Below are 20145 nucleotides of genomic sequence, written 5' to 3'. Positions count from 1 at the left end.
ACCGGCGTGACCCCGTTGCGATCGTGTTGTCCTTGTTGCCCCGGAACCGGTTCCACGCGCCGTATCGCCGTGGCCGGACGTCCGTGAGCGCGGCGGACGACACCGCGACCGCCTTCGACACGGCTATCGCCGTCCGGTCGCTGGGGGATGGCACGTTCACTGCCACTCTTCGAGCGGAATGGGCGGTCGGGACGCATCCGCACGGCGGGTTTCTCGTCGCGATGCTGGCCAAGACCGCGGTCGCGGCGATGCACGAGCGTGGCGACGCGAGCGTCGAACCTCTCGCGGTGAGCACCGAGTTCCTGCACGCGCCGGCGTTGGGGCCGGTGTTGCTGCGCGCGGACGTGCGGAAGGTCGGCCGCCGCGTTTCCGTGGTCGCGGTGTCGCTTGAACAGCGGGGGAGGGCGTGCGTCGAGGCTCGCGTCACGATCGGCCGGTTGCCGATGCGGCGGGCCGAGTGGACCGACTTGCCGCAGATGCCCGCTGAGCCGCCGGCCAGTGCGGTGCAGCTCGGTGCGGAGACCCCGGAAGGCCCGTTTCACCTGTCCGCCAGCTGCGATGTCCGGCTGGACTCGGCCAGCGCGGGAATTCTGCTGGGCAGGACGGGTGATCCGCCTCGGCTGCGGATGTGGGCTCGGCCACGCACCGGTCAGGCGGACGCGTACTTCGCGTTGCTGGCGGGTGATCTGAACCCGCCGGTGGTGGCGAACCTCGGCCGCAACGGCTGGGCGCCGACGGTCCAGATGACGTCGCTGCTGCGCACCCGTCCGGCCCCGGGCTGGCTGCGGATCACCGTCGAATCCCGGTCGGTGCACGAGGCGTGGTTCGACTCGGACGCGACCGTGGTCGACGCGCAGGGGCGGCTCGTCTCCCAGGTCCGCCAGCTCGCGCTCGCCCCGGCACCGGGCGGCTGAACCGCGTTTGGCACGCTGGCGGCATGAGTGTCATCGCGGTGCTGGGTGCGGGAAAAATCGGCGAAGCCCTGCTTTCGGGCCTGCTCAGCGGCGGGCATAAGCCGGCCGAGCTGCTCTTCACGGAGCGGTACGAGGAGCGAGCTCGCGAACTGGAAACCCGGTACCCGGGCATGACCGCGGTGACCGTCGCGGACGCTGCCCGGCGGGCTGACGTGCTCGTGGTCGCGGTGAAACCGCAGGACATCGAGCCGGTGCTGGACGAACTGGCACCGCTGCTCGGTCCGTCGTCGCTGGTCGTGTCGCTGTGCGCGGGGCTGCCGACGGCGCTGTACGAACGGCGTCTCGCCGAGGGCGTCCCAGTGGTGCGAGTGATGCCGAACACGCCGATGCTGGTCGGCGAGGCGATGAGCGCGGTGTCGCCGGGCAAGCACGCGACGCCCGCGCACGTCGCGATCGTCAAGGAACTGCTGTCGCATGTCGGCCAGGTCGTGGAGGTGCCGGAGAAGCAGCAGGACGCGGTGACCGCGCTGTCCGGGTCCGGTCCGGCGTACTTCTTCTACCTGGTCGAGGCCATGATCGACGCGGGCATCCTGCTGGGGCTGCCGCGCGCGCTGGCCGGTCAGCTGATCATCCAGTCCGCGGTCGGCGCGGCGAAGATGCTCGCCGAGGGCCAGGACCACCCGGTGCTGCTGCGCGAGGCGGTGACGTCGCCCGCCGGGACGACCATCAACGCTATTCGTGAGCTGGAGAAGCACGGAGTGCGTGCGGCGTTGCTGGACGCGATCGAGGCGGCCCGGGACCGTTCGGAGGAGCTCGGGCGGGCACACGAGGGCTGATGCTTCGGAGGTTTGCCCGCGAGGGTTCGGGTCGTCGGCCGTGAAGGGAACCTTGAGGTACTCAGAGTCCCTCAAGGTTCCCTTCACGGCCGGGAGCCGGGAGTCAAGGCGGCATTCGGGGTGGTCCCGGTCTCCCTTGCCCGCGCGCCCTTGATTCGCCGAAACCGGTATTCCGGGTGCCGTTGCGCCGTCCGGGCTAGTGGAAGCCGCAGGTGAGGGCCCATCCTGGTGACAGGCGTCGCACGAGTCCCACCTGTCCCGCTACTCTCGGAAGAGCACGTGCGTGTCGATACCACAGGTGGGGAAGCCTCGTGGCGCGACACGTGTCGAAGGACGCGGTAAACATGTCGCCGAACAAGAAGGAGGATTTGCCCGCGGTTGGGCAGGTCCAGTTTTTGACAGTCGCTGAGGTAGCCACGCTCATGCGGGTCTCCAAGATGACCGTGTACCGCCTCGTGCACTCCGGCGAGCTTCCCGCGGTGAGAGTCGGGAAGTCCTTCCGGGTGCCGGAAAAAGCGGTGCACGAGTACCTGCGGGGCGCCTACTTCGACGTCGGGTAGCGCCACCTCGCCGGACCCCGTTCCGCACTGCGCGGCAACGGGGCGGCGAAGGGGCGATCGGTCGCGGGCATGAGTCAAACCATGCCCGCCGACCGGCCCGCGTCGGGACGCTAGTAGCCTGGTAAACCGCTCGTGCCTGTGCGCTCCACCCGTTGGACGCTGCGCCGGGCAGCGTGACCGACGACAACTGAGGAGCGCCCATGGGTTCCGTAATCAAGAAGCGCCGCAAGCGCATGTCCAAGAAGAAGCACCGCAAGTTGCTCCGCCGCACGCGCGTGCAGCGGCGCAAGGCCGGCAAGTGAGCCGTCCGCGCGGCTAGCGTTTCGTGGCCCGTCCAGTCTCTGGACGGGCCACACTCATGTTCGGACCCGTTTCCTCCGATCGAGTGAGGCCCGGATCGCATTCTGAGCATCGCTTGTTAAAACCGGGTTAGCGCTGGTCAGGTGCTCCCGAACGGCCAGTAACATGGGTGGTGCGTCCGCGCGATGCTTCCCCTGAGTGCAGGCTCGCGCACCTCGAGTGATCACTGCCGCATCGGCGTCGACAGGGAGATCCATGGCTTCGAACATCGTGCTCGTCACCGGGGTCGCCGGCGACCTTGGCGGGAAGCTTCTCGCCCGGCTCGGCGCCAACCCGGAGTTCGAGCGGGTGATCGGCGTCGACACCGCGCCGCCGGCCAAGTCCGTGCAGCAGCGGATGGGCCGGGCCGAGTTCGTCCGCGCGGACATCCGCAACCCGCTGATCGCGAAGGTGATCAGCAGCGCTGAGGTGGACACCGTCGTGCACACCTCGTGCACCGCGCATCCGGCCGGGCCGAGCCGGCGCGCGGCGGTCAAGGAAGTCAACGTCATCGGCACCATGCGGCTGCTCGCGGCGTGCCAGCGGGCACCGAAGGTGCGCAAACTGGTCGTCAAGTCCAGTGCCGCCGTGTACGGCGCGGGCGCGCGTTCGCAGGCGGTCTTCACCGAGGAGTCCGAGCTGATCCCGCCCGCTCCCAGCGGGTACGCGAAGGACGCGGTGGAGATGGAGGGTTACGTACGCGGATTGGCCCGTCGCCGCCCGGACCTGACCATCACGCTCGCCCGGTTCGCGAACATCATCGGCCCCGAGGTCGACACCGTGCTGGCGCGCTACTTCTCGCTGCCGGTCGTACCCACCGTCTTCGGTTACGACGCCCGTCTGCAGCTGCTGCACGCCTCAGACGCGCTCTCGGTGCTCGAACTGGCGACGCTGGAGGACAAGCCGGGAGTGTTCAACGTGGCGTCCGAGGGCGTGATCACGTTGTCGCAGGCGATCCGCCGGGCGGGCCGGGTCGGGTTGCCGATGCCGCGCGGCGTGGTGCCGTCGGTCGGGAAGCTGCTGCGCGGCGCGCGGCTGGTCGATTTCTCCGCCGATCAGGTGCGGCTGCTGAACTACGGCCGCGCGATCGACATCACGAAGCTCAAGAAGGAATTCGGGTACACGCCGCGCTGGACCACCCGCGAGGCGTTCGACGACTACGTGGCCGGCCGCGGCCTGCGTCCGGTGCTCGACGGCACCGCGCTCGCCGGTCTGGCCGGCAAGGTGCTTGAGGCCGCCGCCACCGGGCAGGCGCGCCGATGAACCACGCGAGGGCCGGAAGTGAGGTGCACCCCGTGAACGGTGCCGAGGCACAGGTCATTCCGCTGCACAAGCCCGGCCGGGAGAAGCCGGTCGAGATCCCGCAGCAGGTGGAAACGCGGGCGGAAGCGCCCGTCGTCGAATTCCCGGTGCCTGCGCCCCAAGCGCCGGAAGCCGATCCGCTGTCGGAGCCGGTGCGCAACGCGCTCACCTTCCTGCGGCACCGGCTCACCGGCGACTACGAGGTGGACGAGTTCGGTTTCGACGCCGAGCTGACCGAGGCGCTCGTCCTGCCGCCGCTGCGCGCGCTGTACGAGAAATGGTTCCGGGTCGACACGTTCGGCGTCGAGAACCTGCCGAAGGCCGGTGGTGCGCTGCTGGTGTCCAACCATTCCGGCACCTTGCCGCTGGACGCGCTGATGACGGCCGTCGCGGTACACGACGAGACCGGCGGCCGGCATCTGCGCGGGCTTGGCGCGGACCTGGTGTTCAAGCTGCCGCTGGTGGGTTCGTTCGCGCGCAAGTCCGGGCAGACGCTGGCCTGCAACGCCGACGCCGAGCGGCTGCTCGCCAACGGTGAGCTGGTCGGCGTGTGGCCGGAGGGCTTCAAGGGCGTCGGCAAGCCGTTCTCCGCGCGGTACAAGCTGCAGCGCTTCGGCCGCGGCGGATTCGTGTCCGCGGCGATGCGCGCGGGCGTGCCGATCATCCCGGTGTCGGTGGTCGGTGCCGAGGAGACGTACCCGAAGATCGGCGATCTGAAGGTGCTGGCCCGGCTGTTCGGCCTGCCCTATTTCCCGGTCACCCCGTTCTTCCCGCTGTTCGGTCCGCTCGGCGCGATGCCGTTGCCGACGAAGTGGACGATCGAGTTCGGCCAGCTGATCCGCACCGACGAGCTGGGTCCGGACGCGGTGGACGACCCGATGCTCGTGTTCACGCTCACCGACCAGGTGCGCGAGTCCATCCAGCAGTCGCTGTACCAGCGGCTTTCCCAGCGGCGGAGCATTTTCCGCGGCTGAGGCTCAGTGCGTTTTCCAGCCCGCGCGCACTGAGCGTTCGCAGCGTTTCGGGTCATCGCCGACGCTCACGAAAAGCGCGGTGAGCAGTGGTGCGCCGTGGTCCAGGGTGGCGCGCGGCAGGGGGCCGTTGGCGACCAGCGAGACCAGCCCGTGCGCGATCGCCCAGCTCTGAGTGGCGACGGTGTACTTCGTGGAGTGGTCGCCGGAGAAGATGGGCGAGTTCGTCGAGGGCGTGCAGCGGGCGGAGAAGGCGCTGGGCGTGCGCGTGCAAGCTCCGTTGACCGGCATCGGCGTCGCGTTCCTGGCCGAGCCGGACCTGCTGGTGGAGGTCGAAGCCACCGCCGTGCTGGACTGAAAGGTGCGGGGCCGGTCCTGCTCAGGACCGGCCCCGCAGGAGAATTCAGCGGCGCCGGTAGGCCATTCCGGCGGCGACGGCTCCGGCCAGCGCACCGGCGCCAAGCACGGACGGCACGCCGATCCGGGCGGCCTTGCGCCCGGTCCGGAAATCGCGAATCTCCCAGCCGCGGGCCCGGGCGACGTCGCGCAGGCCGCTGTCCGGGTTGACCGCGACCGCGGTGCCGACCACCGAAAGCATCGGCACGTCGTTCTGCGAATCCGAATAAGCCGTGCAGCGCTTGAGGTTCAGGCCCTCCCGCGCCGCGAGCGCGCGGACCGCGTGCGCCTTCGCCCGGCCGTGCAGCATGTCGCCGACCAGCCGGCCGGTGTAGACGCCGTCCTTGGTTTCCGCGACGGTGCCCAGCGCCCCGGTGAGGCCGAGCCGGCGGGAGATGATCGCGGCCAGCTCGATCGGGGTCGCGGTGACCAGCCAGACGCGCTGGCCCGCGTCCAGGTGCATCTGGGCCAGCGCGCGGGTCCCGGACCAGATCTTGTCCGCCATCAGCTCGTCGTAGATCTCTTCGCTCATCGTGGTGAGCTCTTCGACCGTGCGACCAGCCACAAAGGACAGAGCGCGTTCCCGGTGGGTCTTGATGTCGGCCTTGTTCTCGTGACCGCCGATGCGGAACTTGAGCTGGTCCCAGACGAAACCGGCCAGATCCGACGAGGTGAAGAACTTGCGGGCGGCCAGGCCGCGGGCGAAGTAGAAGATCGACGCGCCCATCATCATCGTGTTGTCGACGTCGAAGAAGGCGGCGGCGGTGAGGTCCGGAGGAGCAGGGGGAAGCTGGGCGTCCGCCTGCGCTTGGGCGGAGATCGCGGCCGCTTCGGCGGACGCCTCGCCGGCCAGGGTGGCGAGCCTTTCCAGTTCCTGACTTTTATCTTTGCCACGCCAAGCTGACACGCACACCGCCTCCAGGTTCGGTCCCGACGGACGAGACCGGGGGTCCTGGGGGACAGGGTAGCGATTGCCGGAATCACCCGTTGGAGATGTGTGGCGTGGGACTCCGTGTTGGGGGAACTGTCGCGTTCCGGTGGTGGTCCGTGAAGGGCCCCTTAACGGAATCCCAGTCTCTCAAGGGGCCATTCACGGACTTAGCCGACGACGATGGGGGGCAGGCCGGGCAGCACTGGAGGTACCGAGATCACCGGGGGCGGCGGTGGCTGGGACGGGATCCTCGGCGCGGTGGGGGCGGGGATCGGTGCGGGGACGGTGGGCGGGGCGGCGGGGTGCGGCACGCTCGTCGAGGTGGGCAGCCGGGTGGGAGCGGAGGTGCCGGGGGTGCCGAGGTTGGGCGAGGACACCGAGTGCAGCGGCAGCGGCGAGCCGGTTGCCGGGACGCTGGGGGCTGGGCTGTCCGGGGTCGGCAGGCTGGGCGGCGTGACCGGTTGCTGGGTGCAGGCGCCGTGGGCGGGCAGCAGGCCCAGCTCGTCGGTGGTTCCAGTGGTGATGCGGTAGCAGTTCAGCCGGGAGCCGAGAGCGGTGGTGCGCTGCTGGACCCGGGACAGGAGCGACTGGGCGCGCTGGAAGCCGTCGCGGGCTTCGGCCGGGATAGCCGGTTCTTCCGCCTGCAGCGCGCTCGACTGGGTTTGCGCCCAGGACTGCAGGGCCGCCAGCCGGGCGTGGTCGCTGCTCTTCGTCGCCAGTTCGGTGAGCCCGGCGACGCCGGCTCGCAGGTCGCTGCTGAAATCGGTCAGCGCGACCTGGTACGCGGCGGGACTGGCCTCGTCCATCCGGCCCAGGTCGGCGACGCGGTTGGCGGCGAACTCCAGGTGGCGTTCGGCCTTGGCGGCGTCCCCGAAGGTCAGCCCCAGCGAGGTCACCTCGCCGGCTCGTTTCACCTGGTACAGCGCATCGCCGGGGACGGCGTCGCGGGACAGCAGCAGAGTCAGGCCGGTCAGTCCGAGGAACAGCGCGATGCCGGCGGCGACCAGGTCGGCCATCCGCGGGCGCCAGTGACGACGGGGCAGCGGCTCGCCGATGCGGCTTTCGATTTCGGTGCGGATCCGGGTCCGGGTCGCCAGGTCGGGACTGCCTGCTTGGCCCAGTTCGCGCAGGGCGCCGACCAGCGCCAGTTCTTCGGCGAACTCGTCCGGACGAGCGCCGGGAGACGCGTTGACTGCGTCGTCGAACCGATCGCTCTCGGTCCGACCCCGCGAAAACCACCCGGGCACGCCCACGGTGCTGCTCCGTCTCCACAAACAAACCCGCCCGGTCCTGACACCGGTCTGCGTGGAGAAACGATTAAGAAGGCGAAGAAGTTACGGTCTTTGCTTGAACGATCAACGCAAACCGGTCGGCAGCAGCTGGGCGAGGCGGCGCACGGCCCGGTGCTGGAGGGCCTTCACCGCGCCCTCGTTGCGATCCATGATCTGCGCGGTCTCGGCGACCGACAGCCCCTGCAGGAACCGCAGGACAATGCATTCGCGCTGGTCATCGCCCAGTTCGGCGACACAGCGCAGCAGTTCGGCACGGGTCGCGCCGGCGATCGCCTGCTGCTCCGGACCGGCCTGGGCGACCGGGCCGACCGAGCCGCCGGGCATGCCGCCGGGTTCGGTCACCTCGTCGGTGACGACCTCCAGGCGGAAACGGCTCGACTTCACGTGGTCGAGGATCAGGTTGCGGGCGATGGTGACGAACCACGCGCCGACGTCCCGGCCCTGGTAGCTCACCGACGTGATGCGGCGCAGGGCGCGCAGGAAGGTCTCGCTGGTGACGTCTTCGGCCAGGTCGCGGTCGCCCAGGCGGAACAGCGCGTAGCGGTAGACGACGTCGACGTACCGGTCGTAGAGCCGGCCGAAGGCGGACGAGTCGCCTTCCTGGGCGCAGCGGACCAGCTCCCAGGCTTCGGCCTTGGCCACCTCGGCGGCGTCCGGCTCCGCGTCGGCCCGCGTGAGCGGGACAGCGGCTCCGAAGACTCGCTCGGCGAACATCGAAACGGGCGCGGCGGACTCAGCGGAAAGGGTCATCGCTCGGCACCTCCGGCTCTCCCAGACGTCGCCGGACCGGTCCCCGAGGGCGCAGCGGGCACAGCCGCAGGCCGGGGCGCGTCTTCCACTGCGTCGTGGACCGGCGGCTTCGGCACGGCAACTCCCTTTCTCGGGTCACCCGGCAGTGATCAACGCCACCCGGCGACGCAGTGCAGCATACGTGTTGTTACCGCGAAGTAGGTAGTGTCCCGGTCAGGCAGAGGTGCGACGATCGCCCGGCATCCCCATTACGGGTGAGAAGATGACGAATTGGCAACGGAACGAGAGGGGTGGGGGTGGACCGGATCAGCACCGCGCGCGGCGTCGCCGGGCTCCTCGCCGACGCGGCCGGCCGGTGGCCGGAGCGCACGGCGATCATCGAGACCGGCACCGGCGGCAAGCTGACCTGGCGGGAGCTCGACGAGGCGGCGCACGCGCAGGCGCGGCAGCTGGTCTCGGCCGGGGTCGGACCAGGCGACCCGGTCGTCCTGCGGTTGCCGACGTCGGCGGACTTCGCGGTCGCGTTGTTCGCGGTGCTGCGAGCGGGCGGGATCGCGGTGCCGCTGTCGCCGCAGGCGCCCGCACCCGAGCTGGAGCGGCTGCTGGCGCACAGCGGCGCGAAGCTCGTCGTGCAGCGGGACGACGCTGAGCTGCCGGAAGGCGTCGCCGGCCTGCCGCCACGCGGCTCGGTCGCCGGGGAACCAGTCGATCTCGGCCGGACCGGCGAGGACATCGCGGTCATTTCCTACACCTCCGGCACGACCGGTCCACCGCGCGGAGTGCTGCTGTCGCACCGGGCGTTGCTCGCCAACCTCACTCAATTGTCCGAAGTGGACGGGGTGCTCGAACAGAACGACCGGGTGCTGGTTTCGATCCCGCTGTTCCACGTCTACGGCCTCGGCCCGGGGCTGCTGATGTCCACCGCGGTCGGCGCGACGCTGGTGCTGTCCGAGCGCTTCGAGCCGCAGCGGACGCTGGACGACATCGCCGAGTACGGCGTCACCGTGATCACCGGGGTGCCCGCGATGTACGGCGGGTTCGCCGCACTCGGACAGGACGAGCTGAGGCGCGGGCTGGCGACCGTCCGGCGGATGACGTCCGGTGCCGCGCCGTTGCACCCGAAGGTGCTCGCCTCGATCCGGGAAGCCACCGGGCTCGACGTGTACGAGGGCTACGGGCTCACCGAATGCGCGCCGGTGGTCACCTCGACGCTGGTCACCGGGTATCCGAAGCCCGGTTCGGTGGGCCGTCCGCTGCCCGGGATCGAACTGCGGCTGGTGGAGCCGGACGGGTCGGCGGGCGAACTGCCGCTGGACCCGGAGGACCCGGACGACGTGTTCGAGTCCGGCGGCAGCACCGGCCTGGTATCGGTGCGCGGGGCGAACCTGTTCTCCGGCTACTGGCCGGACGGCGCGCACGGCCCGGACGCCGAGGGCTGGTTCCGCACCGGCGACGTCGGCTACCTCGATTCCGACGGCGACCTGCACCTGGTGGACCGGGCCAACGATTTGATCATCGTCAACGGCTTCAACGTCTTCCCGCACGAAGTCGAGGAAGTGATCTCGCAGCTGCCGGGCGTGGCCGAGGCGGCGGTGGTCGGCGTGGTCGACGACCGCAGCGGCGAGGCGGTCAAAGCGGTGGTGGTGCCGGTCGAAGGCGCGGCGCTGTCGGAACAGCAGGTGGTGGACCAGTGCGCCGCGCAGCTCGCGGGGTACAAGGTGCCGCACACGGTCGAGTTCGCGGAGTCGCTGCCGCATTCGGCGACCGGGAAGCTGCGCCGGCTCAAGCTACGCTGATCCGGTGCACAAAGTGACCGTGATGAGCCGCGAAGGGTGCCATCTCTGCGAGGTGGCGGAGGCGGACGTCGAGCGGATTTGCGGCGAGCTGGGCGTGCCGTGGGAGCGCGCGGATGTCGACAGCGACCCGGAATGGCGGGCCGACTACGGCGACCAGGTTCCGGTGATCCTGGTCGACGGGGCCGAGCACGGGTACTGGCGGGTCGAGGAAGACCGGCTGCGCGCGGCCCTTCGGTAAGCAACCCGTAAGCGCTGTTTCCGGTTCAGCGGGGCCGGGCCCGCCGAAGATGGTGGGGTGAGTGCGTTGAAGGAAGCTCCGCCGCCGGTCCAGCCGCGGCTGTCGCTGGGAGTCGCGACGTCCATCGGTCTGGTCGCGCTCGCGGTCGCGCTGGGCGTCGGGCATCTGGTGGCCGCGTTCGTCGGATACAACGCGTCGCCGTTCGTCGCGGTCGCGGACTTCGTCATCGCGCACAGCCCGCATCCCGTCGTGGTGTGGGCGGAACAGACCATCGGGACGGCCGACAAGACCGTGCTGAAGATCGGCCTGGCGGTGGTACTGCTGGGTTTCGCGGTGCTGGCCGGACAGCTTTCGCGCGGCCGCCGGCTGCCGGGGCAGATTCTTGTGATCGTGGTCGGCGCGTTCGGGATCTACGCGGTGTTCGAGCGCACGGACGTCGGCGAACTCGCGTTGCTGGCCCCGGTGGTGTCGCTGGGGGCGGCCCTGCTGGTCTTCAGCTGGCTGCACCGCCGCGCGTTGCCGCTGGAAGCCGAACCGCGGTCCGGGCTCAGCCGACGTCAGGTGCTGCAGCGCGGCGCGGGTCTCGCCGCGGGCGCCGGAGTCGCTGCGATCGTCGGCGAGGTCGTGTCCCGCACCGGCAGCGCGGCCGGATCGCGCGCCGCGGTCGGGCCGCTGGTCGCCGCGCGCAAGGCCCCGCCGCTGCCGGCGGACGCGGACTTCCAGAAGCTCGGGACGCCGCCGTTCATCACGCCGAACGCGAACTTCTACCGGATCGACACCGCGTTCGTGGTGCCGCAGGTCCGGGCCGAGGACTGGTCGTTGAAGATCCACGGAATGGTGGACCGGGAGGTGCGGTTCTCCTACGCGGACATCCGGAACCGCCCGCTCGTCGAGCGGACCGTGACGCTCACCTGCGTGTCCAACGAGGTCGGCGGCAACCTGATCTCCACCGCGGACTTCATCGGCGTCGACCTGGTGGACCTGCTCGACGCGGCGGGCGTGCGCCACGGCGCGCAGCAGATGTACGCGACCAGCGTCGACGGATGGACCTGCGGCACCCCGGCGTCGGTGGCGCTGGACCCGGCGCGCGGGGCGATGCTGGCGATCGGGATGAACGGCGAGCCGCTCCCGGTCGAACACGGTTTCCCGGCGCGGATCGTGATTCCCGGGCTGTACGGATACGTGTCGGCGACCAAGTGGGTCACCGACCTGGAGTTCACCACCTGGGACGCGCGGCAGGCGTACTGGCTGGAACGCGGCTGGGCGGAGCAGGGCCCGATCAAGACCGAATCCCGGATCGACACGCCGTCGAGCGGGGCTTCGGTGCGCGCGGGCCGGGTGCGGGTGGCCGGCACGGCGTGGGCGCAGCACGTCGGGATCGCGAAGGTGGAAGTGCGGGTGGACCACGGGGAATGGGTGCCCGCGACGCTGTCGGCCGAGGTGAACAAGGACACCTGGCGGATGTGGTGGGCGGAGGTGCCGGTGCCCGCGGGCAGCCACACGGTGACGGTCCGGGCGACCGATCAGTCCGGATACACCCAGACCGACCACGTGGCCGACCCGGTGCCGGACGGGGCGACCGGATGGCATGCGGTGCCGTTCACGGCTAGCTGACCTGCGGGCGCAACGCGGCGGCCAGCTGGCGGAGGTCGTGCAGGGCGGGCTCGATGCGATCGAGGTCCATCTGCCCGTCCGCCCAGATCCACAATTCCCCGGCGAGCAGCCGAAAAGGCCGGCGGTGGGCGGAAATCCAGACCCGGACCGCAGTGGTGACATCGGCGGGGGAACCGTCGATGACCCAGCTCCGGTCGAAGTCGGACTGGCCGGGAGCGGCGATCCGGAGGCCGCGGGCGAGCTGCCCGAGCAGGCCGCGCGGGTAGACGGCGAGGCTCGGGAGCTGGCCCGGCATTCGGAGGGCGAAGATCTGAATGAAGCGGCGTTCGGCGCGGTCGCTGGATTCGCTGTCGGAATCGCCGTAGACGGCGCTGTACTCGAAGGACGTGAACTCGCCGTCGTTGCCGGTGACAGCGTGCCAAGCGCGGGGGCGGCGGCCGCTCCCGAAGGGATAGCCGTGGCAGCGGCCGAGAAGGTCGCGGTCTCGTTCCTGGTAGGTCCAGCCGCGCTCGGCCGTGGCGGAGCGGTAGCCGTCGCGGCGGACGCGGTAGGCGCGGAAACGCCAGTAGCCGTAACCGCCCAGGACGACCGGGCCGGGGATGTAGTAGAGCCAGTTCGGCACAGCGCCTCCGGGAGCCTTCGAGCCGGAACAGTTACGCACCGGGTATAGGCCGCGCCGGGCGGTAGCAGGGCGGAACGCCGTCCGCCTCACTCGATCGAGTCCTCGATGTGCCGCCGGTCATGCGGGTGACCAGTGACTTTGTGCATGTGTTCACAAGTGGACTACCGTAGTTACTCGTCCCCGTGAGCGCCGGTATCGAACCGGATGGCAGCTGCGGGGTCAAGAGCTGGTTTTTCCATTGCCGGTCCGGCAGGTGGGGACCGGCGTGGGCGAGAAGCCGGACTAGGAGAGGTCAGCGTGGTGACACAGCGGGGTGGGCGCAGCGATGCCGAACCGTCGGCCACGCCTTCTCCGGACGGTTCCGCGGCTGCCGGAGAGGCCCCCGCCGCTCCGCGCCGGAGCGCTGGCGGGCGGCATGCCGCGGGCGGTCGTCGCCGGGCGGTGGTGAGCGAGAACGGCTTGGCGCACAACGGGAACGGGCAGGTCGTGACCGGCGGCGAGCACGCCGCGGACACCGGCCGTGGCAAGGGAAACGGGCGCGCCGCGAGCGCCGGGAACGGAACCGGACGGGCGGCCGCGAACGGCAACGGCACCGGCGCCGGAAACGGCCGCTCCGCCGAGCCGAGCGCGAACGGCAACGGGCAAAACTCGCGTACCGCTGGCCGGGCAGCCGAACCTGCCGACGCTCCCAAGCGCACCCGTCGTGCCCGGGCGGTGGCAGCGGCGGCACCGGACGCCGACAACGCGCCCACCGCCGAGATGCCCGCCGTCTCCGAAGCCGAAGACACCGCGGTCCGCGCGAAGCAGATCCCGGAAGCCGCTGTCGCGCGGCTGGCCGTCTACCTGCGCATCCTGTCCGGCCTCGCCGAGCAGGGGGCGACCACCGTCTCCAGCGAAGAGCTTTCCGCCGCGGCTGGCGTGAACTCCGCGAAGCTGCGCAAAGACCTGTCCTACCTCGGCTCGTACGGCACCCGCGGGGTCGGCTACGAGGTGACTGTCCTGGTCAGTCAGATCGAACGCATCCTCGGCCTCACCCGGCAGCACCGCGTCGCCGTCGTCGGGATCGGGAACCTGGGGCACGCGCTGGCCAACTACGGCGGATTCCCCGGCCGGGGCTTCCCGGTCGAAGCCCTCTTCGACCTCGACCCGGACCTGATCGGGATCCCGGTGGGCGGTCTGCCCGTTTCGCACCTCGACGACATCCCGCGGGTCTGCGCCGAACGGGAGATTTCCGTCGGGATCATCGCCACACCTCCTACCGCCGCGCAGTCGGTGTGCGACAGGCTGGTGGCAGGCGGCGTCCAGTGCATCCTCAACTTCGCTCCGGTCGTGCTCCAGGTTCCAGCGCACGTCGAGGTCCGCAAGGTCGACTTGGCGGTCGAACTGCAGATCCTGTCGTTCCTCGTGGCCCGCAGCGCGGACCGGGCCGGCGCGGCGCTGGAAAATCAGGGCGACACCGGATTACCCGGCACGGGCCTGCCGCCTGACAATGGCAGTACCGGCGACGGACGCAACGGCGCCGGAACGGACGGCGGTCTCGGAATGGTGGTGCGCTGAATGAGCGTGTTGGCGGTCGGGCTCTCCCATCGCAGTGCGGACCTCGGCACGCTCGAGCGTGCCGCGATCCCCGCGGCGGAGCTCACCAAGGTCCTGCACGACCTGCAGCAGGCGGAGCACATCAGCGAGGCGATGCTCGTCTCGACGTGCAACCGCATCGAGGTCTACGCCGTAGTCGAGACGTTCCACGGCGGCGTCAACGACGTCTCGGAGGTGCTCTCCCGCAAAGCCGGGATGGAGCCGGCCGAGCTGTACGAGAGCCTGTACGTGCACTACGCGGGCGCGGCGGTCGAGCACCTGTTCTCGGTCACCTCGGGCCTGGACTCGATGGTGGTCGGCGAGACGCAGATCCTCGGCCAGATCCGGTCCGCCTACGCGACCGCGCGCGAGGCCGGCACCGTCGGCCGCACGCTGCACGAGCTGATCCAGACCACCCTGCGGGTCGGCAAGCGGGTGCACGCCGAGACCGGGCTGGACCAGCTCGGCGCGTCCGTGGTGTCCGAGGCGCTGGCCGCCGCCGGCGATGTCGCGGGCAAGCACGCGCTGATCGTCGGGGCCGGTTCGATGGGCGCGCTCACCGCCTCCCAGCTGCGCAAGGCCGGGATCGGCCGGGTCACGGTCGCGAACCGGACCGAGGCCAACGCGGTCCGGCTGGCCGAGAAGACCGCGGCCGAGGGCATCCCGGCCGGGTCGGTGCCGCTGTCCGCCTTGGCCGAGGCGGTCGAGCTGGCCGACGTGGTGGTGGCGTGCACCGGTGCGCAGGACGCGGTGTTCCGGGCCGAGCACGTGCCCGCCCGCAACGGCCGCGCGCTGGTCGTCTGCGACCTCGGGCTGCCCAAGGACGTTGACGTGGCGGTCGCCGAACTCGCCGACGTCGCCGTGGTCGACCTGGAGACGATCCAGCGCCGGATGCGGGAGGCGGGCGCCCCGACCACCGACCGGCAGACCGCCAAAGCCAACGGCATCGTGCTGGACGAGGTGCGCGAGTACCTCGCCGGACAGCGCAGCGCCGAGGTCACGCCCACGGTCACCGCGCTGCGTCGGCGCGCGGCCGAGGTAGTGGACGCGGAGCTGCTCCGCCTGGACAACCGGCTGCCGGAACTCGACAGCCAGATTCGCGAAGAGGTCGGCCGCACGGTTCGCCGGGTGGTCGACAAGCTGCTGCACGCGCCGACGGTGCGGGTCAAGCAGCTGGCCGCCGAGACGGCCGACACCGACTACGCCAACGCGTTGCGGGAGCTGTTCTGCCTCGATCCGCAGGCACCTGCGGCCGTGGCCAGCCCGACAGCGCCGGAGATCGAGAAGAAGCGGTAGTGACCAGAGTCATTCGCATCGGCACGCGGGGCAGCAAACTCGCCCTCGCGCAGACCGGCATCGTCGCCGAAACCATCCGCGCCACCGGCACCGAGGTGGAGATCGTCACGGTCACCACGCCGGGCGACCTCTCCAGCGCGCCGATCTCCCAGATCGGCGTCGGGGTGTTCACCTCCGCGCTGCGGGAAGCGTTGCTGCGCAACGAGATCGACGTCGCCGTGCACTCGTACAAGGACCTGCCCACCGCGCCCGAGCCGGGCCTCGTGCTCGCCGCGGTGCCGCCGCGCGAGGACCCGCGCGACGCGCTGATCGCTCGCGACGGCCTCACTCTCGGCGAGCTGCCGCCGGGTTCGAAGGTCGGCACCGGGGCGGCCCGGCGGACCGCCCAGTTGCGCGCGCTGGGACTCGGTTTGGAAATCGTGCCGATCCGAGGCAATATCGACACCCGCATGCGCAAGGTGTCCGACGGCGAGCTCGATGCCGTGGTGCTCGCGCGTGCCGGCCTGTCCCGGATCGGCAGGGCCGAGGAGATCACCGAGACCCTCGACCCGATCCAGATGCTGCCCGCCCCCGCACAGGGAGCGCTGGCGCTGGAGTGCCGGGCGGCCGACGTGGACGTCGAGCACCTGCTCGCCTCCGCGGTGAACGACGAGAGCACGCGGGTCGCGGTGACGGCCGAACGAGCTCTGCTCGCCGCGCTCGAAGCCGGGTGCAGCGCGCCGGTGGGCGCGCTCGCCGAAATCGTCGAGGACATCGACGACGAGGGCGCGGTGGTGGAACGCATCTCGCTGCGCGGCACCGCTGCCGTCGAAGACGAGAACGGCGCCGTCGACATGGTGCGGGCGTCCGCGATCGCCGGGATCGGCGAGGCGGAGAAGCTCGGCCGTGAGCTGGCAGCCGAACTGCTCGACCTGGGGGCCGGTGCGCTGTCCGGCCCCGCACAGTGACGCCAGCCGTCACCGACCCGCACGACCTGCCCGACATCCGCGGCCGGAGCATCGGCCGCCCAAGAGGAGAAGAACACCAACGATGACCCCTGCTCGCAAGACCGCCGGGCGTGTCGCCTTCGTGGGCTCGGGCCCCGGGGACGCCGGGCTGCTCACCGTCCGCGCCCAGGAACTCTTGGCCAAGGCCGAGGTCGTGGTGACGGACCCGGACGTGCCGGCCGGCGTACTCGCGTTCGCCGCCCCGGGCGCCGAGGTCCGGCCCGCCGTCGGTGAGCCGTCCGACGTCGCGAAGGACCTGACCTCCGAGGCCAAAGCAGGCCGGCTCGCGCTGCGCCTGGTCTCCGGTGACCCGCTGACCAGTCCGGCCGTCGTGGCCGAGGTGCAGGCCGTGGCCCGCACGTCGGCTGTTTTCGACGTCATCCCGGGCGTCCCGCCGGGCACCGCGGTGCCCGCCTACGCGGGAGTCGCGCTCGGCGGCACCTACACCGAGGCGGACGTGCGCGGCGAGGTCGACTGGGGCGCGCTGGCCGCTTCCCCCGGCCCGATCGTGCTGCACGCGACCTCGGCGCACCTGGCCGAGGCGGCGAGCCGGCTCACCGAGAAGGGGCTGCCGTCCACGACGCCGGTCGCGGTCACCGCGAACGGCACCATCAACACCCAGCGCACCCTCGACACCACGCTGGCCTCGGTCGCCAACGACGCGGGCGAGCTCGTCGGCCCGCTGGTCGTGACGGTCGGGCAGGCCGCCGGGCACCGCTCGAAGCTGTCCTGGTGGGAGTCGCGCGCGCTGTACGGCTGGAAGGTCCTGGTGCCGCGCACCAAGGAGCAGGCCGGCGAAATGGCCGAGCGCCTGCGCGGCCACGGCGCGACCTCGCACGAGGTGCCGACGATCTCCGTCGAGCCGCCCCGCAGCCCGGCGCAGATGGAGCGCTCGGTCAAGGGCCTGGTCGACGGCCGTTACCAGTGGATCGTCTTCACCTCCACCAACGCGGTGCGCGCGGTGTGGGAGAAGTTCGAGGAGTTCGGGCTGGACGCACGCGCGTTCTCCGGCGTGAAGATCGCCTGCGTCGGCGAATCGACCGCGGCGAAGGTCCGTTCGTTCGGCATCATCCCGGAGCTGGTGCCGACCGGCGAGCAGTCGTCGGAGGGCCTGCTGGCCGAGTTCCCGCCGTACGACGACGTGCTGGACCCGGTCAACCGGGTGCTGCTGCCGCGGGCGGACATCGCCACCGAGATCCTGTCGGCCGGCCTGATCGAGCGGGGCTGGGAAGTGGACGACGTCACCGCCTACCGGACCGTCCGGGCGGCCCCGCCGCCAGCCGAGACCCGCGAGATGATCAAGACCGGCGGGTTCGACGCGGTCTGCTTCACCTCGTCGTCGACCGTGCGCAACCTGGTGGGCATCGCCGGGAAGCCGCACACCCGCACGTTGGTCGCGTGCATCGGGCCGAAGACCGCGGAGACCGCCGTGGAATTCGGTCTGCGAGTGGACGTCCAGCCGGAGAAGGCGGACGTGCCGCACCTGGTGGACGCCCTCGCCGAGCACGCCGCCCGGCTTCGTGCGGAGGGCGCGCTGCCTCCGCCTCGGAAGGCCAAGCGGACCCGGCGCAGCTGAGGTCTCTGTCCGTGAAGGGCCCCTTGAGGGAATCTACTTCCCTCAAGGGGCCCTTCACGGCTTTCGGGGTAAGCGCGGGAGTACCGTGGTTGGCGTGTTTCCTGAGCAGCGACCTCGCAGGCTTCGTACCACCCCGGCGATGCGCCGGATGGTCAGTGAGACCACTCTGCGCCCACGGCAGCTGATCCTGCCGATGTTCGTCGGCGAAGGGCTCGACGCGCCGCGGCCGATCGCCAGCATGCCGGGCGTCGTCCAGCACACTCGCGACACGTTGCGCAAAGCCGCCGTCGACGCGGTCAACGCGGGGGTCGGCGGGCTCATGCTGTTCGGTGTTCCGGAGAACCGGGACCCGCAGGGGTCCGGCGCGATCGACGAGAACGGCATCCTCAACGTCGCGCTCCGGGATCTGCGCAGCGAACTCGGCGACGCCACCGTGCTGATGGCCGACACCTGCCTGGACGAGTTCACCGACCACGGCCACTGCGGCGTGCTCGACGCGGACGGCAAGGTGGACAACGACGCCACGCTCCGGCTGTATGCCGACATGGCGGTCGCGCAGGCCGAAGCGGGTGCGCACGTGCTCGGGCCCAGCGGGATGATGGACGGGCAGGTCGGCGTGATCCGGCGGGCGCTGGACGAGGTCGGGCACCGCGAGACCGCCATTCTCGCCTACACCGTGAAGTACGCCAGCGCGTTCTACGGCCCGTTCCGCGAGGCCGTCGATTCGCAGCTCAAGGGCGACCGCAAGACTTACCAGCAGGATCTGGGCAACGCGCGGGAAGCGCTGCGGGAGATCGAACTCGATCTCGCCGAGGGCGCGGACATGATCATGGTCAAGCCTGCCTTGTCCTATTTGGACGTCATCAAGGCGGCCGCCGACGTTTCGCCGGTTCCGGTCGCGGCGTACAACATTTCCGGCGAGTACGCGATGGTCGAGGCGGCCGCCGCGAACGGCTGGCTCGAGCGGGAACGCACCATCCTCGAGGTGCTCACGTCGATCCGGCGCGCGGGTGCGGACCTGGTCCTGACCTACTGGGCGGCCGAGGCCGCGGGCTGGCTGGACTGAGTCCGGGTAGGGTCTTTCGGGTGGCGGACAAGGACAAGACCAACCCCGGTGCGCAGTCGGACGACCTCGCCGGTCTCACCGACGACGAGCTTCGCAAGCGCGGGCGCGCGCCGGATCCGGTGCTGCCGGGGGAGAGCGCGCCGAAGGCGACCCCGCCGAAGCAGGTGCACGTCGCGTTCGTGCTCGCGATCATCGCGTCGGTGATCACGATCGCCGGGCAGGTCGTCACGCTCTTCCTCAAGTCGCAGCTGATCGAGCAGGCGCTCAAGCAGCCGCAGCAGCCGGGGCACACCCTCACCCGCGAGCAGATCACCGCCAACGCGAACACGCTGGTCTGGGCGATGCTGGTCGGTGCGCTGTGCTTCGCCGCGCTGCTCGTGCTGTTCGCCTGGAAAGCTCGCGAGGGCACCCGGTCCGCGCGCAGCATCGCCACCTTGCTGGCGATCGTCGGCATCGTTTTCCAGCTCGGCCTGATCCGCAGCATCTTCGCGCTGACCAGCTCGGCGGCGCTGATCGCCATGCTGGTGCTGCTGTACCTGCCGAAGGTCGCGGGCTATTTCCCGAAGGTCGGCAAGAAGCTGTAATGACCGCCAGGACGCTGTACGCCGAGCCCGGGGTCGGCTGGACCGCGCTGATCTGGGGCCCGCTGTTCGCGGTCCTCGGCGCGTTCGCGGAGCTGGCCACCGGCGGCCCGGTGCACGTCGTCGGGTGGCTGATGATCGGATTCGCGCTCTGCGTGCTCACCATGCCGTGGGTGTATGCGCGCCGCCGTTTCCTGTCACTGGCGGTCACCACCGAAGGGCTGCGGCAGGGGCGGGAAACGGTGCCCGCTGAGAAGATCGCTTCGGTCACCGACGTGGGCGCGCCGGTCGGGGCCCGCGTCCTCGGCGGCGGCTGGTCGGTGCCCCGCAAGTACGACGAACTGCCCGTCGAATTGACGGACGGCACGGTGGTGCTCGCCTGGGCTCGCGACATCGAAGCGCTCCAGACGGCACTGGCCCGGATCGCCGCCGGGAAACCGGCCGCCGGCACCGGCACCGAGGAACCCGGCGAAAACAAGGCCGATGACCGGAACTGAACCCCGC

Annotated in this window: 21 protein-coding genes; 17 read left to right on the top strand and 4 right to left on the bottom strand. The window is 70.7% G+C overall.

Going from position 1 to position 20145, the window contains the following annotated elements; all coding sequences use genetic code 11:
• Nucleotides 1-83 precede the first annotated feature (83 nt).
• The 7 genes from AMYBE_RS0129265 (at nucleotide 84) to AMYBE_RS42480 (ending at nucleotide 5280) form a co-directional block, all read left to right on the top strand.
• Nucleotides 84-914, top strand: coding sequence for a thioesterase family protein (locus tag AMYBE_RS0129265; protein WP_020662953.1), 831 nt, complete (start codon nucleotides 84-86; stop codon nucleotides 912-914).
• 23 nt (nucleotides 915-937) lie between these two features.
• On the top strand, nucleotides 938-1750 hold the full coding sequence (gene proC, locus AMYBE_RS0129260; protein ID WP_020662952.1) for a pyrroline-5-carboxylate reductase: 813 nt from the start codon (nucleotides 938-940) through the stop codon (nucleotides 1748-1750).
• A 344-nt stretch (nucleotides 1751-2094) separates the two neighbouring features.
• Nucleotides 2095-2310: a helix-turn-helix domain-containing protein gene (locus AMYBE_RS0129255; RefSeq protein WP_020662951.1), complete on the top strand. Its 216-nt coding sequence runs from the start codon at nucleotides 2095-2097 to the stop codon at nucleotides 2308-2310.
• A gap of 200 nt (nucleotides 2311-2510) precedes the next feature.
• Nucleotides 2511-2612 carry a 30S ribosomal protein bS22 gene (locus AMYBE_RS44265; RefSeq protein ID WP_007030867.1) on the top strand — a complete coding sequence of 34 codons (102 nt, stop codon included), beginning with the start codon at nucleotides 2511-2513 and terminating at the stop codon, nucleotides 2610-2612.
• 253 nt (nucleotides 2613-2865) lie between these two features.
• The gene (locus AMYBE_RS0129245; RefSeq protein WP_020662950.1) at nucleotides 2866-3912 is read left to right on the top strand and encodes an NAD-dependent epimerase/dehydratase family protein; all 1047 of its coding nucleotides are present in this window, start codon (nucleotides 2866-2868) and stop codon (nucleotides 3910-3912) included.
• Nucleotides 3909-4925 (top strand): lysophospholipid acyltransferase family protein, encoded by a 1017-nt coding sequence (locus AMYBE_RS0129240; protein WP_027928136.1) that lies wholly within the window; start codon nucleotides 3909-3911, stop codon nucleotides 4923-4925. Before AMYBE_RS0129245 ends, AMYBE_RS0129240 begins: the two co-directional genes overlap by 4 nt.
• A 181-nt stretch (nucleotides 4926-5106) precedes the next feature.
• Complete coding sequence (locus AMYBE_RS42480) at nucleotides 5107-5280, top strand: endoribonuclease L-PSP (protein ID WP_245573263.1); 174 nt, start codon at nucleotides 5107-5109, stop codon at nucleotides 5278-5280.
• A gap of 45 nt (nucleotides 5281-5325) precedes the next feature.
• Here the strand turns inward: AMYBE_RS42480 and AMYBE_RS0129230 are convergent, their stop codons facing one another.
• From AMYBE_RS0129230 to AMYBE_RS0129220, 3 genes are all read right to left on the bottom strand, one after another.
• The gene (locus AMYBE_RS0129230; RefSeq protein ID WP_051124784.1) at nucleotides 5326-6240 is read right to left on the bottom strand and encodes an HAD family hydrolase; all 915 of its coding nucleotides are present in this window, start codon (nucleotides 6238-6240) and stop codon (nucleotides 5326-5328) included.
• A 176-nt stretch (nucleotides 6241-6416) separates the two neighbouring features.
• Nucleotides 6417-7502 carry a DUF5667 domain-containing protein gene (locus tag AMYBE_RS0129225; RefSeq protein ID WP_020662946.1) on the bottom strand — a complete coding sequence of 362 codons (1086 nt, stop codon included), beginning with the start codon at nucleotides 7500-7502 and terminating at the stop codon, nucleotides 6417-6419.
• Between the two features lie 102 nt (nucleotides 7503-7604).
• The gene (locus tag AMYBE_RS0129220) at nucleotides 7605-8291 is read right to left on the bottom strand and encodes a sigma-70 family RNA polymerase sigma factor (RefSeq protein WP_020662945.1); all 687 of its coding nucleotides are present in this window, start codon (nucleotides 8289-8291) and stop codon (nucleotides 7605-7607) included.
• A 290-nt stretch (nucleotides 8292-8581) separates the two neighbouring features.
• Between AMYBE_RS0129220 and AMYBE_RS0129215 the strand changes: the two genes are divergently transcribed.
• From AMYBE_RS0129215 to AMYBE_RS0129205, 3 genes are read left to right on the top strand one after another with little or no spacing between them, the layout of a single operon-like run.
• Nucleotides 8582-10087: an AMP-binding protein gene (locus AMYBE_RS0129215; RefSeq protein WP_020662944.1), complete on the top strand. Its 1506-nt coding sequence runs from the start codon at nucleotides 8582-8584 to the stop codon at nucleotides 10085-10087.
• A 22-nt stretch (nucleotides 10088-10109) separates the two neighbouring features.
• Nucleotides 10110-10325 carry a glutaredoxin family protein gene (locus tag AMYBE_RS0129210; protein WP_034289354.1) on the top strand — a complete coding sequence of 72 codons (216 nt, stop codon included), beginning with the start codon at nucleotides 10110-10112 and terminating at the stop codon, nucleotides 10323-10325.
• Nucleotides 10326-10382: 57 nt separating this feature from the next.
• On the top strand, nucleotides 10383-11939 hold the full coding sequence (locus AMYBE_RS0129205) for a molybdopterin-dependent oxidoreductase (RefSeq protein WP_020662942.1): 1557 nt from the start codon (nucleotides 10383-10385) through the stop codon (nucleotides 11937-11939).
• Here AMYBE_RS0129205 and AMYBE_RS0129200 read toward each other — a convergent pair.
• Entirely contained in the window at nucleotides 11932-12561 is a 630-nt protein-coding gene (locus AMYBE_RS0129200; RefSeq protein ID WP_020662941.1) for a hypothetical protein, read from the bottom strand. The two genes, AMYBE_RS0129205 and AMYBE_RS0129200, sit on opposite strands and share 8 nt — an antisense overlap.
• Before the next feature lie 759 nt (nucleotides 12562-13320).
• Between AMYBE_RS0129200 and AMYBE_RS0129195 the strand changes: the two genes are divergently transcribed.
• From AMYBE_RS0129195 to AMYBE_RS0129165, 7 genes are all read left to right on the top strand, one after another.
• Nucleotides 13321-14118, top strand: a complete 798-nt coding sequence (locus tag AMYBE_RS0129195) for a redox-sensing transcriptional repressor Rex (RefSeq protein ID WP_154676642.1) — start codon at nucleotides 13321-13323, stop codon at nucleotides 14116-14118.
• Nucleotides 14119-15432, top strand: coding sequence for a glutamyl-tRNA reductase (locus AMYBE_RS0129190; RefSeq protein ID WP_020662939.1), 1314 nt, complete (start codon nucleotides 14119-14121; stop codon nucleotides 15430-15432).
• Complete coding sequence (gene hemC, locus AMYBE_RS0129185; RefSeq protein ID WP_020662938.1) at nucleotides 15432-16379, top strand: hydroxymethylbilane synthase; 948 nt, start codon at nucleotides 15432-15434, stop codon at nucleotides 16377-16379. The genes AMYBE_RS0129190 and hemC overlap by 1 nt, the downstream gene beginning before the upstream one ends.
• An 82-nt stretch (nucleotides 16380-16461) precedes the next feature.
• Nucleotides 16462-17994, top strand: coding sequence for a bifunctional uroporphyrinogen-III C-methyltransferase/uroporphyrinogen-III synthase (locus AMYBE_RS0129180; protein WP_020662937.1), 1533 nt, complete (start codon nucleotides 16462-16464; stop codon nucleotides 17992-17994).
• Between the two features lie 94 nt (nucleotides 17995-18088).
• Nucleotides 18089-19060: a porphobilinogen synthase gene (gene hemB / locus AMYBE_RS0129175; protein ID WP_084470172.1), complete on the top strand. Its 972-nt coding sequence runs from the start codon at nucleotides 18089-18091 to the stop codon at nucleotides 19058-19060.
• 20 nt (nucleotides 19061-19080) lie between these two features.
• Entirely contained in the window at nucleotides 19081-19644 is a 564-nt protein-coding gene (locus AMYBE_RS0129170) for a hypothetical protein (protein WP_020662935.1), read from the top strand.
• Nucleotides 19644-20138 carry a hypothetical protein gene (locus tag AMYBE_RS0129165; protein WP_020662934.1) on the top strand — a complete coding sequence of 165 codons (495 nt, stop codon included), beginning with the start codon at nucleotides 19644-19646 and terminating at the stop codon, nucleotides 20136-20138. The genes AMYBE_RS0129170 and AMYBE_RS0129165 overlap by 1 nt, the downstream gene beginning before the upstream one ends.
• Nucleotides 20139-20145: the final 7 nt, after the last annotated feature.

This window comes from Amycolatopsis benzoatilytica AK 16/65 (assembly GCF_000383915.1).
Classification (GTDB): Bacteria; Actinomycetota; Actinomycetes; order Mycobacteriales; family Pseudonocardiaceae; genus Amycolatopsis; species Amycolatopsis benzoatilytica.
This window is presented reverse-complemented; position numbering and strand designations above follow the sequence as displayed.

Coding starts and splice junctions, on each gene's coding strand:
- proC (WP_020662952.1), top strand. CDS start 938: ATGAGTGTCATCGCGGTGCTGGGTGCGGGAAAAATCGGCGAAGCCCTG.
- AMYBE_RS0129255 (WP_020662951.1), top strand. CDS start 2,095: ATGTCGCCGAACAAGAAGGAGGATTTGCCCGCGGTTGGGCAGGTCCAG.
- AMYBE_RS44265 (WP_007030867.1), top strand. CDS start 2,511: ATGGGTTCCGTAATCAAGAAGCGCCGCAAGCGCATGTCCAAGAAGAAG.
- AMYBE_RS0129245 (WP_020662950.1), top strand. CDS start 2,866: ATGGCTTCGAACATCGTGCTCGTCACCGGGGTCGCCGGCGACCTTGGC.
- AMYBE_RS0129240 (WP_027928136.1), top strand. CDS start 3,909: ATGAACCACGCGAGGGCCGGAAGTGAGGTGCACCCCGTGAACGGTGCC.
- AMYBE_RS0129220 (WP_020662945.1), bottom strand. CDS start 8,291: ATGACCCTTTCCGCTGAGTCCGCCGCGCCCGTTTCGATGTTCGCCGAG.
- AMYBE_RS0129210 (WP_034289354.1), top strand. CDS start 10,110: ATGAGCCGCGAAGGGTGCCATCTCTGCGAGGTGGCGGAGGCGGACGTC.
- AMYBE_RS0129195 (WP_154676642.1), top strand. CDS start 13,321: ATGCCCGCCGTCTCCGAAGCCGAAGACACCGCGGTCCGCGCGAAGCAG.
- AMYBE_RS0129190 (WP_020662939.1), top strand. CDS start 14,119: ATGAGCGTGTTGGCGGTCGGGCTCTCCCATCGCAGTGCGGACCTCGGC.
- AMYBE_RS0129180 (WP_020662937.1), top strand. CDS start 16,462: ATGACCCCTGCTCGCAAGACCGCCGGGCGTGTCGCCTTCGTGGGCTCG.
- AMYBE_RS0129165 (WP_020662934.1), top strand. CDS start 19,644: ATGACCGCCAGGACGCTGTACGCCGAGCCCGGGGTCGGCTGGACCGCG.